The organism is Streptomyces kurssanovii, from assembly GCF_040677245.1.
Classification (GTDB): Bacteria; Actinomycetota; Actinomycetes; order Streptomycetales; family Streptomycetaceae; genus Streptomyces; species Streptomyces kurssanovii.
The window spans coordinates 79896-92622 of the sequence record NZ_JBFAQK010000008.1 but is presented as its reverse complement, the minus strand read 5'-3'; the positions used below and the strand labels follow the sequence as shown (position 1 = coordinate 92622).

Annotated in this window: 12 protein-coding genes and 1 tRNA gene; 4 read left to right on the top strand and 9 right to left on the bottom strand. The window is 70.5% G+C overall.

All coding sequences use genetic code 11. The features are described from left to right. Positions 1-16: 16 nt before the first annotated feature. Positions 17-93 (bottom strand) — tRNA-Thr (locus tag AB0K36_RS09145). Between the two features lie 175 nt (positions 94-268). On the opposite strand from AB0K36_RS09145, the gene AB0K36_RS09140 reads away from it, so the two are divergent. The 3 genes from AB0K36_RS09140 to AB0K36_RS09130 all read left to right on the top strand — a co-directional run bounded on the left by AB0K36_RS09140 (position 269) and on the right by AB0K36_RS09130 (position 2962). Further along, complete coding sequence (locus tag AB0K36_RS09140) at positions 269-1396, top strand: ABC transporter ATP-binding protein (RefSeq protein WP_189468622.1); 1128 nt, start codon at positions 269-271, stop codon at positions 1394-1396. Between the two features lie 230 nt (positions 1397-1626). Then, positions 1627-2049, top strand: coding sequence for a hypothetical protein (locus AB0K36_RS09135; RefSeq protein ID WP_364590461.1), 423 nt, complete (start codon positions 1627-1629; stop codon positions 2047-2049). 190 nt (positions 2050-2239) lie between these two features. Further along, a complete protein-coding gene (locus tag AB0K36_RS09130; protein ID WP_005315660.1) occupies positions 2240-2962 on the top strand; it encodes a nucleotidyltransferase family protein in 723 nt (240 codons plus the stop codon). Between the two features lie 99 nt (positions 2963-3061). Here the strand turns inward: AB0K36_RS09130 and AB0K36_RS09125 are convergent, their stop codons facing one another. From AB0K36_RS09125 to AB0K36_RS09100, 6 genes are all read right to left on the bottom strand, one after another. Further along, positions 3062-4612 carry a DoxX family protein gene (locus tag AB0K36_RS09125; protein WP_364590458.1) on the bottom strand — a complete coding sequence of 517 codons (1551 nt, stop codon included), beginning with the start codon at positions 4610-4612 and terminating at the stop codon, positions 3062-3064. Between the two features lie 179 nt (positions 4613-4791). Next, a complete protein-coding gene (gene rlmB, locus AB0K36_RS09120) occupies positions 4792-5745 on the bottom strand; it encodes a 23S rRNA (guanosine(2251)-2'-O)-methyltransferase RlmB (protein WP_364590455.1) in 954 nt (317 codons plus the stop codon). 78 nt (positions 5746-5823) lie between these two features. Then, positions 5824-7218: a cysteine--tRNA ligase gene (cysS, locus tag AB0K36_RS09115; RefSeq protein WP_364590452.1), complete on the bottom strand. Its 1395-nt coding sequence runs from the start codon at positions 7216-7218 to the stop codon at positions 5824-5826. 97 nt (positions 7219-7315) lie between these two features. Then, the gene (gene ispF, locus AB0K36_RS09110; RefSeq protein WP_364590449.1) at positions 7316-7819 is read right to left on the bottom strand and encodes a 2-C-methyl-D-erythritol 2,4-cyclodiphosphate synthase; all 504 of its coding nucleotides are present in this window, start codon (positions 7817-7819) and stop codon (positions 7316-7318) included. After that, a complete protein-coding gene (gene ispD, locus AB0K36_RS09105; protein ID WP_307707128.1) occupies positions 7809-8546 on the bottom strand; it encodes a 2-C-methyl-D-erythritol 4-phosphate cytidylyltransferase in 738 nt (245 codons plus the stop codon). The genes ispF and ispD overlap by 11 nt, the downstream gene beginning before the upstream one ends. A 287-nt stretch (positions 8547-8833) precedes the next feature. After that, positions 8834-9316 (bottom strand): CarD family transcriptional regulator, encoded by a 483-nt coding sequence (locus tag AB0K36_RS09100; RefSeq protein WP_003953493.1) that lies wholly within the window; start codon positions 9314-9316, stop codon positions 8834-8836. Positions 9317-10009: 693 nt separating this feature from the next. Between AB0K36_RS09100 and AB0K36_RS09095 the strand changes: the two genes are divergently transcribed. Then, positions 10010-10702, top strand: coding sequence for a DUF461 domain-containing protein (locus AB0K36_RS09095; protein ID WP_364590446.1), 693 nt, complete (start codon positions 10010-10012; stop codon positions 10700-10702). 91 nt (positions 10703-10793) lie between these two features. Here the strand turns inward: AB0K36_RS09095 and phoP are convergent, their stop codons facing one another. Continuing rightward, a complete protein-coding gene (gene phoP / locus AB0K36_RS09090; protein WP_189468606.1) occupies positions 10794-11474 on the bottom strand; it encodes a two-component system response regulator PhoP in 681 nt (226 codons plus the stop codon). Beyond that, positions 11471-12727, bottom strand: a complete 1257-nt coding sequence (phoR, locus tag AB0K36_RS09085) for a two-component system sensor histidine kinase PhoR (RefSeq protein WP_159690443.1) — start codon at positions 12725-12727, stop codon at positions 11471-11473. The genes phoP and phoR overlap by 4 nt, the downstream gene beginning before the upstream one ends.

Sequence of the window (12727 nt, the reverse complement as noted above, 5' to 3'; positions counted from 1 at the left end):
GGGGCCCTTCGCGTGCTGGAGCCTCCTGTCGGAGTCGAACCGACGACCTCAAGATTACAAGTCAAGCGCTCTAGCCAACTGAGCTAAGGAGGCAGCGAGAGAAGTGTAACCAACGCTCACGCCGCCCCGGCGGGATTTCTCCTGCCACCGGCTACTGACAGATCCCCGATCGCCAGGTAGCGTCACCGCAGGTCCACTCCGTTGGACCAGACCACTCCCTTACTCGGATCGTCCGGCACGTTCCTGCCGGTGAAGGAGACACATCAGCATGGCTACTGTCACGTTCGACAAGGCGACCCGGATCTACCCGGGCTCCGAGAAGCCCGCCGTCGACCAGCTCGAGATCGAGACCGAGGACGGCGAATTCCTCGTACTCGTCGGGCCGTCCGGCTGCGGCAAGTCGACCTCCCTGCGGATGCTCGCGGGTCTCGAGGACGTCAACGGCGGATCCATCCGGATCGGCAACCGCGACGTCACGCACCTGCCGCCGAAGGACCGGGACATCGCCATGGTGTTCCAGAACTACGCGCTCTACCCGCACATGTCCGTCGCCGACAACATGGGCTTCGCGCTCAAGATCGCCGGCGTCAACAAGAGCGAGATCCGCAAGAAGGTCGAAGAGGCCGCGAAGATCCTCGACCTCAGCGACTACCTGGACCGCAAGCCGAAGGCCCTCTCCGGTGGTCAGCGGCAGCGTGTCGCGATGGGCCGCGCCATCGTGCGTGAGCCGCAGGTCTTCCTCATGGACGAGCCGCTGTCGAACCTGGACGCCAAGCTCCGTGTCTCCACCCGTACGCAGATCGCGAGCCTGCAGCGCCGTCTCGGCATCACCACCGTGTACGTCACGCACGACCAGGTCGAGGCCATGACCATGGGCGACCGGGTCGCCGTGCTGAAGGACGGCCTGCTCCAGCAGGTCGACTCGCCGCGCAACATGTACGACCGTCCCGCCAACCTCTTCGTCGCCGGCTTCATCGGCTCCCCGGCCATGAACCTCGTCGAGGTCCCGATCACCGACGGTGGCGTGAAGTTCGGCAACAGCGTCGTCCCGGTCTCCCGCGAGGCCCTGTCCGCCGCCGCCGACAAGGGCGACACCACCGTCACGGTCGGCGTCCGCCCCGAGCACTTCGACGTCGTCGAGCACGGCGCGGGCGACACGAAGACCCTCTCCAAGGACGCTCCGGCCGGCCTCGCCGTGTCCGTGAACGTCGTGGAGGAGCTCGGCGCCGACGGCTACGTGTACGGCTCCGCCCAGGTCGGCGGCGAGCACAAGGACCTCGTCGTCCGCGTCGGCGGCCGCGCCGTCCCGGACAAGGGCAGCGAGCTCCACGTCGTGCCGCGCTCCGGCGAGATCCACGTCTTCTCGACGTCGACGGGCGAGCGCCTCAGCGGCTGACCCGCCGCGCGGCCGGGCCGCGAAGCACAGCAGCGACGAAAGGCCGGGCCCCGCACTTCGGTGCGCGGGCCCGGCTTTTCGGGTAATTCGGCAAATAAGCCGTCAGAGGCTGACGTTCAGCTCATTTCACCGACCGGCGTCAACACGGTAATCGAAAGCCGCAGTCGAACCATCCCTCGCGTGAGTGACTAAATGTCGCCAAATCATCACTGGCCGCTACGCTCGCGAGCGTGACCCACACAGCCCGCCGAATCGGCCGCACTCTCGCCCTCGTTCTGCCTGTCGTCCTGGTGCTCTCCGGAACCCTCGCGGTCACCGCCGTCCCGTGGGCAGGGCAGGCCACCCAGTCGCAGATGCTCACCGCCTCCTCGGAGAACGTGTCCGTACGCGCCAAGTCCCGCGCCCCGCAGGACGTTCTGCGCGACCGGCTGCTCATGGAACTGCAGACCAAGGACCCGGGTGTCGCCCTCACCCACCTCCAGCGGGAGATCGAGGCGCGCCCGTCGCTCGCCGAGCACTGCATGTCCCTCGCGCGTGCCCTCGGCCGTGCCGCGGTGGACCTCTACGGGCCGACCCGCGCCCAGTCGTTCTCCCGGCCCGTCTGCGACACGTCGTTCGCCACGGGCGTCGCGCAGCAGGCACAGGGCTCCTGACGGCCGTCGCGCACCATGAGGGGCCCGGGGCAGCCCACCGGGCCCTGAGCGCCGTCCAAGGCGCTCCTGCGGCCCCCAAGGGCCGCTCCCACCGCCCCGCACGGCCACCGACGCCGTCCCGGGCCTAGGGGCGGCCACCGACGCAGTCCCGGGCCCAGGGGCGGCCGGCCCGCCGCATATCGTTCAGGTCATGCAAACGCCTACGTTTCCGACGCAGGCCGTTGTCCTGGCGGGCGGCCAGGGCTCTCGGCTGCGCCCGTACACCGACGACCGCCCCAAGCCGATGGTCGAGATCCCGGGGACCGGCACCCCGATCATCGGCCACCAGCTTGCCTGGCTGGCCGAGGAGGGCGTGACCGACGTCGTGGTGTCCTGCGGGCACCTCGCGGAGGTCCTCCAGGAGTGGCTGGACAGCGCGGTGCTTCCCCTGCGCGTCAAGACCGTCGTCGAGACGGAGCCCCTGGGCCGGGGCGGCGGCCTCAAGTACGCCGCGGCCGCCCTGCCGCATCCCGATCAGCCCTGGTACGCGACCAACGGCGACATCTGGACCCGCTTCTCGCTGCGCGAGATGGCCGCCTTCCACGCCGAACGCGACGCCGCCGCGACCCTCGCGCTCGCGCGTCCGCGCATCCCCTGGGGTGCCGTAGAGACGGACGCCTTCGGGCACATCACGGACTTCATCGAGTCGCCGCCGTCGCCGTACCTGATCAACGCCGGCGTGTACGTCTTCTCCGCGGAGTTCACGGGGCTCCTGCCCGATGTGGGCGACCATGAGCGGACGACGTTCCCACGGCTGGCGCGCGAACGACGGCTGGCCGGCTTCCCGTTGCCCAACGGGGCCTACTGGCGGGCGATCGACACGGCGAAGGACCTGACGGAGGCCGCCAAGGAGCTTTCCACCCAGGTGCGTTGACGTTCCCGTCCTGCGCTTCCCGCCGGACGGACGAAGGGGCGGCCACCGGATCGATCCCCGGTGGCCGCCCCTCCGCGTCTTTCGCGGCCGGACGGACGGTCAGCCGAGCAGGCCGCCGATCACGCCGCCGCCCCCGTCGGAGCCGCCGCTGCTGCCGCCGGAACCGTCGTCGGATCCGCCGCCGGTCGTGCCGCCCGAGCTGCTGCCGCCGGTCGAGGTCGGCCCCGTGGTGCCGGAGGACGGCGGAGGGGCGGGCTGGGAGCCGCTGGGCGACTGCGGGCCGCTGCCCTGCGTCTCGCTGGGCGTACCGGCGACCTGCCCGCTCTCCCGCACGGCCTCCCGTGCGGGCGTGGACGCCGCTTCCTGGGGCTTCTCGGTGGGCCGGCTGGCGGACGGGGAGGGCTTCTCCTTGCGCGGGCGCGGCGAGCCGGCGCCGGTTCCCGACTCCTCGGGCAGCGGGGCGCCGGGCAGGTAGTTGGTCGGGTTCTGGTTCGGGCCGGGCACGGTGACCATGTCGTTCGAGCGGACGGCGCCGCCGAGGATCGAGCCGACGAGCATCGTGAGCCCGACGACGACCGCGGCGACGAGGCCGCCGCGGCGCAGGACGCGCCGGCGCAGGTCCCACAGCTCGGAACGCGGCCCGAGGGTGCGCCAGGCCTCGCCGGCGAGACGGCCGTCGATCGAGTAGACGGGCGCGCCGGCGATGATCAAAGGCGACCACGCCGCCAGGTAGATGAGGTCCGGCGTCTCGTAGACGGGGACCGAACGCCAGCTCACCGTCATGATCAGAGCCGCCGAGAGCAGCGCTCCGACGACCGCCGCGACGCGCTGCCACAGCCCGAGGACGGTGAGGACGCCGACGATGACCTGGAGGAAGGCGACGGTGAGCCCGGCGCCGACCGGGTGGGCGATCGCGAAGTCACGCATCGGCTCGCCGAGCGCCCACGGGTTCAGGGCGTTGAGCCACTTGACCATGGAGCCGCGGTCGCCGCCGTCGAAGTAGACGGGGTCGCAGAGCTTGCCCATGCCGGCGTACACGGAGATGAGGCCGAGAAGCACCCGGAGCGGCAGGAGCACCACTCCGAGGTTCATCCGGCGGCCGGGGTAATAGGCGTGCCGCACGGAGTCCGCGCCGTGGCGCTGCGGGGAGCGCCGCCCGGCCCGTTCCTGCTCGAAGCCCTCGTCGTCGTACGCCTCGACCTCGTACGTCCCCGCGTCGTACGGCTGCTCGCCGTGGGAGGGGGCGGTGTCGTACGAGTCGTAGGCGCCGACCGCCTGCCGCATCGGAGGCAGCAGGGGCCTGTCCCGGCCGGGGCCCCCGGGGGCAGGGACCGTGGGGGCCGCCACGGTCTCGTCGAGGTCGACGCGGGGCATGACCTGGGTGGCGCCCGCGCTGTAGGCGTCGTGCTCGAGGGTGGAGTTGCGTACGGCCTGGAGCAGCCCGGTCGCCCCGGAGTCCCCGGGAGCCGACCTGCCGCTCCAGACGACGGGCGCCCTGCGCGGCCGAGCCGCCGCGCCGGCTCCGGCGAGCGGGGCGAGGCGCGCGGTGTCCGCCGTGGCACGTGCGGGGCGGGGGCTCCGGGCGAGCTGCACCCGGAAACTGGCGTGGCTGACGATGACCTGCGCGGGATCGCAGTCCACCTTCACCATGCTCAACGCAGGCTGATCATCGAACCCGGACCGGGGCGTTCTGGTGTCCACACTCATCTAACCGAGTGATGCGTGTTTAGGGCACGGCCGGGACGGGCCCGATCTGTCCGAGACCCGTCAAGCGTTCCTAATCGACCGGTTTGCGCCCACGGCCGTCCGAAAACGGCCCGATACGGTCCTCAGGCGCGCCGCTTGGCCGCCTCGTACAGGACGACACCGGCCGCGACACCCGCGTTGAGGGACTCCGCGCCGCCCGGCATGGGGATGCGGACCAGGTAGTCGCAGGTCTCGCCGACGAGACGGGACAGACCCTTGCCCTCGCTGCCCACGACGATGACCAGCGGGCCGGCGAGAGCCTCGAGGTCCCCGACCTCGCTCTCACCGTCGGCGGCCAGACCCACGACGGTCAGACCGGCCTTCTGGTACGACTCCAGGGCGCGCGTCAGGTTGGTGGCCCGCGCGACCGGCGTCCGGGCGGCGGTGCCGGCGGAGGTCTTCCAGGCGCCCGCGGTCATCCCCGCGGCGCGGCGCTCGGGGACGACCACGCCGTGGCCTCCGAAGGCCGACACGGAGCGGACGACGGCGCCCAGGTTACGGGGGTCGGTGACACCGTCGAGGGCGACGATCAGCGGATCCTCACCGTCGTCGAACGCGGCGGCGGCGAGGTCCTCCGGGTGCGCGTACTCGTACGGCGGGACCTGGAGCACCAGGCCCTGGTGGTTGAGCCCGTTCGTCAGCCGGTCGAGCTCGGGGCGCGGCGCCTCCATGATGTTGATGTTGCCGCGTCCGGTGGCGAGCTGGAGCGCCTCGCGCACCCGCTCGTCGTTGTCGATGAACTGCTGGACGTAGAGCGTGGAGGCCGGCACGCCGTCGCGCAGCGCCTCGAAGACCGGGTTGCGGCCGACGACCATCTCGGACGTGCCCTTGCCGCCGCGACGGGCGACGGGCCGACGGGTGGAGGCCTTCCTCGCCTGCGCGTTGGCGACCCGGTTCTTCTTGTGCCCCTTACGGGCGGCGGCGGGCGGCGTCGGGCCCTTGCCCTCGAGACCGCGGCGACGCTGGCCACCGCTGCCGACCTGCGCGCCCTTCTTGTTGGACGTGCGGCGGTTCCTGCGCTGGCTGTTCCCGGCCATGACTTTTCGTTCCTCTGGATCGCGTCGTTAAGTGAAAGTGTGCCGCCCGGAACCCCGGGCGGCACATGCGCCCGGTGCTCAGCGCGGTCCGAGTGTCCAGCGCGGTCCGTCGGGACCGTCCTCGATGACGAGTCCGGACTGGTTCAGCTGGTCGCGGATGGCGTCCGCCGTCGCCCAGTCCTTGCGGGACCTGGCCGACTCGCGCTGCTGGAGCACGAGCCTGACGAGCGTGTCGACGACCCCGTGCAGGTCTTCGCCGCGGTCGGCCTCGCCCGCCCAGTGCGGGTCGAGCGGGTCCAGGCCGAGGACTCCCAGCATGGCACGGACCTCGGCGAGGCGTGCTACGGCGGCTTCCTTGTCGTCGGCGGCCAGCGCGCTGTTCCCCTGCCGGACCGTGGTGTGGATGATCGCCAGGGCCTGCGGCACACCCAGGTCGTCGTCCATGGCCTCGGCGAACGCGAGCGGCACCTCGGCGGCAGCCGCCACCGGCCCCGCCTTCTCGACGACCCGCTGGACGAAGCCCTCGATCCGCGCGAACGCCGACTCGGCCTCGCGCAGGGCCTCCTCGCTGTACTCGATCATCGAGCGGTAGTGCGGGGTGCCGAGGTAGTAGCGCAGGACGATGGGCCGCCAGTTCTTCACCATCTCGGAGACGAGCACCGAGTTGCCGAGCGACTTCGACATCTTCTCGCCGCTCATGGTGACCCAGGCGTTGTGCACCCAGTACGAGGCGAAGGCGTCGCCGTAGGCCTTGGCCTGGGCGATCTCGTTCTCGTGGTGGGGGAAGATCAGGTCGAGACCGCCGCCGTGGATGTCGAAGGCCTCACCGAGGTACTTGTGCGCCATCGCCGAGCACTCCAGGTGCCAGCCCGGCCGGCCGCGGCCCCACGGGGTCTCCCAGGAGGGCTCGCCCGGCTTGGTCGCCTTCCACATGGCGAAGTCGCGCGGGTCGCGCTTGCCCGAGACCCCCTCGTCCGGCTGGCGGAGGTCGTCGATGTCCTGGTTGGACAGCGCCAGGTACTCGGGGAAGGACCGCACGTCGAAGTAGACGCTGCCGTCGGCCTCGTAGGCGTGCCCCCGCTCGATCAGGCCGCGCATCATCTCGACCATCTCGGTGATGTGGCCGGTGGCGCGCGGTTCGTAGGTGGGCGGGAGGCAGCCGAGGGCCTCGTAGCCGTCGTTGAAGGCCCGCTCGTTCTCGTAACCGATGGACCACCAAGGGCGGCCCTGGTCCGTCGACTTGGCGATGATCTTGTCGTCGATGTCGGTCACGTTCCGGATGAACGTGACGTCGAAGCCGCGGTACTCGAACCAGCGGCGCATGATGTCGAAGTTCAGTCCCGACCGGATGTGCCCGATGTGCGGGGCGGCCTGCACAGTCGCACCGCACAGGTAGATCGAGACACAACCCGGCACGAGGGGGGCGAAGTCACGGATCTGCCGGGCGCTGGTGTCGTACAGGCGAATGGTCACGCAACAAGGGTAGTGGGCGCGTGGTAGTGCCTCGCGACCGTTTCCTGCCAGGACATGACATCAAGGTGACACGGACCACATCCGTGCCGGCCCCCCGTCACCCCGTGCGGACCACGAGCGCGGTCGCCATGGCGGCGAGCCCTTCCGCCCGTCCGGTCAGGCCGAGACCGTCGGTGGTGGTCCCCGACACCGAGACCGGCGCGCCCACCGCGGCGGACAGCGCCTTCTGCGCCTCCTCGCGGCGCTTGCCGATCTTGGGGCGTACGCCGATCACCTGAACGGAGACATTGCCGATCTCGAACCCGGCGGCACGCACGATCCGCGCCGCCTCCGAGAGCAGGGCGACCCCGGAGGCGCCGGACCACTCGGGCCGCGACGTGCCGAAGTGCGCGCCGAGGTCACCGACGCCGGCAGCGGAGAAGAGGGCGTCGCAGGCGGCGTGCGCGGCGACGTCACCGTCGGAGTGCCCCGCGAGGCCGTACCCGTCGCTTTCCGGTCCCTCCCAGAGCAGGCCGGCGCACCACAGCTCGCGGCCCTTCTCGAAGGCGTGCACATCGGTGCCGATGCCGACCTGCGGCAGGCGGAGCTCCTCAGAAGCCATCGGTGGCCCTCCTCCTGGCGAGTACGGCCTCGGCCAGTACGAGATCGAGCGGCCGGGTCACCTTGAACGCTTCCTCGTGCCCCGGTACGACGACGACCCGCAGGCCCAGCTGCTCGACCATGCTCGCGTCGTCGGTGACGTTGTCGGTGACCGTCGCGTGCGCGCGCACGAGGGTCTCGCGGTCGAAGCCCTGGGGTGTCTGCACGGCGCGCAGAGCGGCCCGGTCGGGAGTGGCGACGACGGGCTCGGGCTCGTCCTTGCCGGCCGGTTCGACCAGCTTGACGGTGTCCGCGAGGGGCAGCGCGGGCACGACGGCGGGAGCGCCGTCGCGTACGGCCTCGATGACCGAGTCGACGGTCTCCACGGGCACCAGCGGGCGGGCCGCGTCGTGCACGAGCACGGTGCCGATGTCGTCGGGGAGCGCGTCGAGACCGAGGCGTACGGACTCCTGCCGGGTGTCCCCGCCGGGGACGACGAGGTAGTCCGTCCGCTCGGGCAGGGAGTGCGCGTCGAGGAGCCGCTTCACCTCGGGGGCGCCGTCGGGCGGCGCGACCACCACGACCAGCGAGACGGCCCTGGATGCGGCCATCGCACGAACGGCGTGGACGAGCATGGGCGTGCCGTTCAGCGCGCGGAGCGCCTTCGGGGCACCGGGACCGAGCCGCACACCCCGGCCCGCGGCCGGGATCACGGCCGCGGTGCGGTGGTGGCGCGATACGTCTGACATCGGTTGCACTCCGGCAGGTTTGTTTCCTCAGCCGACATGGGTATGGCCACAGCGTGCCGGGCGCGACGCCTTGACGGGCCCTTCCGTGACCACTGGTCTGCGCCAGCCGCCGAGGCCCGGCACGCCACGGTGCCGGACGACGACGGTCGCGACCGTCAGAAAGTTGCGACCCTTGCGAGCCTTCAGCTGCGACCTGTCCTACACATGCCGCAGCGCCCGGCGGCAGGCTGGATTTCACGGAGGGTGATTTCACAGCGTGCCAGCGGGCACCGCGGCATTATTGTGCGTCAGGACGCGAGGACCTCGTCGAGCAGAGCCTCGGCCTTGTCCTCATTGGTGTTCTCCGCGAGGGCGAGCTCGCTCACCAGGATCTGGCGCGCCTTTGCGAGCATCCGCTTCTCACCTGCGGAAAGCCCACGCTCGCGCTCACGACGCCACAGGTCGCGCACTACTTCGGCGACCTTGATGACATCGCCCGAGGCGAGCTTCTCGAGATTTGCCTTGTAGCGACGGGACCAGTTCGTCGGCTCTTCGGCGTACGGTGCACGAAGCACCTCGAAGACCCGGTCGAGTCCGTCCTGGCCGACCACATCGCGAACGCCGACGAACTCCGCATTGTCCGCTGGCACGCGAACCGTCAGGTCACCCTGGGCGACCTTGAGCACCAAGTAGGTCTTGTCCACGCCTTTGATCTGGCGAGTTTCGATGGCCTCGATCAGCGCGGCCCCGTGATGGGGATAGACCACGGTGTCGCCAACCTTGAACGTCATGTGACAGGTACCCCTTCCGTGGCTATCCAGGGTAACACGGATACGGCTTCTTCTGAATGGCGTTTTCGCAGGTCAGGGCATATCTCGGGGCTTGACAACCGAGACAGGAACGTGCTGCGGACGGCTTCCGGAGTGCGGTATTCGCAGGTCGGAGCCGCTGCGCGGGCGGACGGAAACGCGCGCGTCACAGAGCGCGTACCCCCCTCCGAAGAGGCTGAACGTCCCGATTTGCCGGATTCTTGACGGTGAACTTCCCGTACTCCGTTCGGCCGCCGCTCACCCGTACGGACCGACGCGCCGGAGAATCCGGAATTGATCACCGCTGCTATTCGCAAGGAATGCGCGACGCCCCAGGAAATTGATCACCACGGTTATGTGAACCGGCGGGTCGGCGGGTGATCGGAACACATGATCGGAACGCGTGGCCGGGGCACGGCATCCGGACACGTCAGAGGGTCACGTCAGAGGGTCACGTCAGAGGGTTCAAAGGGTCGCGCGGGACACCCGCCGACAAGCCGGCCGGATGTCCGACCTGATGTCCGCCCGGACGGGTCCTTCTCGTCCGCCGCCGGCAAAGGGCGGGTCGGGTGCGGGACGTGATCGGCGGCTCGGTAACCTGAGCGCGAGCTGACACGCCCTTAGCCGGTGACAGCCGCCACCACCCCGTCCGTACGTAGAAGGAGAAGCGCCGCCGTGAGCAGCAGCCTTCGACGCGGTGCCCTCGCCGGCGCTGCCATCGTCTTCTCGATCGCCTCGCTCTCCGCCTGCGGTGCGGGCAACGACGCGCAGACCCTCGGTGTCAGGCCGGACAACGCGGCCACCGCCGTCGACAACCTGAAGCTGCAGAACGTGAACGTCATCACGCAGCCGAAGCCGGACGTGAAGGGCCCCGCCGTGGTGGCCCTGACGATCTTCAACGACGGCGTGAAGCCGCAGACCCTCGAGTCGGTCACGCTGCCGGGCTCCGACGTCAAGGTGAAGCTGACCCCCGCCAAGGGCTCCAAGGCCGTCACCGTCCCCGCGCAGGGCCGCCTCATCATCGGTGGCAAGGACAACGCGTCCGCCGTGATCGAGAACGGCAACCAGGCGATGAACGACGGCTCCATGCAAGAGGTCGTCTTCCGGTTCAGCGAGACGGGCGACGTCAAGCTGCAGGCGCTGGTCGTCCCGGCGACGAACTACTTCAAGGACTTCGGCCCGACCGAGGTGCCGAAGCCGAAGCCGTCGCCCGCCACGCCGACGAACTCCCCCTCGGGCAGCCCGTCCGGCACCCCCACCGGCACCCCGGCCTCCCCCGAGGCGCCGGCCGGCGACACGGAGGCGGCCGGCAGCGAGCCCGAGCAGCCCACCGACTCGGCGTCCGCGTCGCACAGCGCGGGCCACTGACCCCCGCTCACGAACGCCGAAGGGGCGCCCGCCGGATTCCGGTGGGCGCCCCTTCGCTGTGCGTCCGGCGGACGGCCGGTCCGCCTGACTCCTACGGCTCGAACTTGTAGCCCAGGCCGCGGACCGTCACCAGATAGCGCGGCGCGCCCGGGTCCGGCTCGATCTTGGCGCGCAGCCGCTTCACATGGACGTCGAGGGTCTTGGTGTCCCCCACGTAGTCCGCGCCCCACACCCGGTCGATCAGCTGCATACGGGTCAGCACGCGGCCCGCGTTGCGCAGCAGCATCTCGAGCAGGTCGAACTCCTTGAGCGGCAGGTCCACCTTGCCGCCGGAGACGGTCACGACGTGGCGGTCCACGTCCATGCGCACCGGCCCGGCCTCCAGGGCCGCCGGCGTGACCTCCTCCGGCTCGCCGCGGCGGCGGAGCACCGCGCGGATGCGGGCGACCAGTTCCCGCGTGGAGTAGGGCTTGGTGATGTAGTCGTCGGCTCCTATCTCCAGGCCGACGACCTTGTCGATCTCGCTGTCCTTGGCGGTCACCATGATCACGGGCACGTTCGAGCGGCTCCGCAGCTGGCGGCACACCTCGGTGCCGGGCAGTCCGGGCAGCATCAGGTCGAGGAGCACCAGGTCGGCTCCGTTGCGTTCGAACTCGTCGAGTCCGTCGGGGCCCGTGGTCGCCACAGCGACCTCGAAGCCCTCCTTGCGGAGCATGTAGGACAGGGCGTCGCTGAAGGATTCCTCATCCTCGACGACGAGCACTCGGGTCACGGAAGGACCTCCGGGGCAGGAATTTCGGTGTTCGGATCGGTGTCGTAAGGCCGGTCGTCGTCCTCTTCGACGCGATCCTGGCCGCTGGTTGCGCGTTCTTTCGCCGCGCCTGCTTCTGGCAGCCGCAGCGTGAAGGTGGAGCCCTGTCCCTCGGAGCTCCACACCGTGACCTCCCCGCCGTGCGAGGCGGCCACGTGCTTGACGATGGCCAGCCCCAGGCCGGTGCCCCCGGTGGCGCGGGAACGGGCGGGGTCGACCCGGTAGAACCGCTCGAAGATCCGCTCGCGGTCCTTCTCGGAGATGCCGATGCCCTGATCGGTCACGGCGATCTCGATCAGGTCCCCGCCGGGGGCCGAGACGCGGCGGGCGGAGATGCCGACGCGGGTACGGGCCGGGGAGTAGTTGACGGCGTTCTCGACGAGATTGCCGAGCGCGGCTGCGAGCTTGCCACGGTTCCCCCAGATCCGCAGGTCGGCGGCGGCTCCCGCGGCCATGGTGATCTGCTTGGCGGACGCGGTCTGCCGGGAGCGGTCGATGGCCTCTGCGACCAGTTCCTCGACCCGTACGGGCTCGGAATCCTCCAGCGGGTCGTCGTTCTGCACCCGGGAGAGGTCGATGAGCTCCTGCACGAGGTTGGTGAGCCGGGTCGCCTCGATCTGCATCCGGCCGGCGAAGCGGGTGACGGCCTCGGGGTCGTCGGAGGCGTCCATGACAGCCTCGGAGAGCAGGGAGAGCGCCCCGACGGGGGTCTTGAGCTCATGGCTGACGTTGGCGACGAAGTCACGCCGTACGGCCTCTATGCGGCGGGCCTCCGTCAGGTCTTCGACCAGCAGCAGCACGAGACGCGAGCCCAGCGGCGCGACGCGGGCCGAGACGGCCAGCGCCTCGCCGCGACCGGTGCCGCGGCGGGGCAGGTCCAGCTCGACCTGTCGTATCTCCCCGTCACGCCGGGTGTCGCGGGCCATGTGCAGCATCGGTTCCACGGCGAGTTTGCCGCCGCGGACCAGGCCGAGGGCGTACGCCGCGGAGCTGGCCTTGACGACGGAGTCGGACTCGTCGAGGACGACGGCCGAACTGCGGAGCACCGACAGGACCGTGTCGACGCCGGGCGGGAGCACGGCATCGGTGTGGAGCGACGTCCGGGTGGGCCGCTTCTGTTCGCGCTCGCTCCAGCGGAACGCCAGCACCGCGATGACACCGGTGCAGAGACCGGCGATCGCTGCTGCTGCGGCAACCGCCGCGTTCACGTCCAT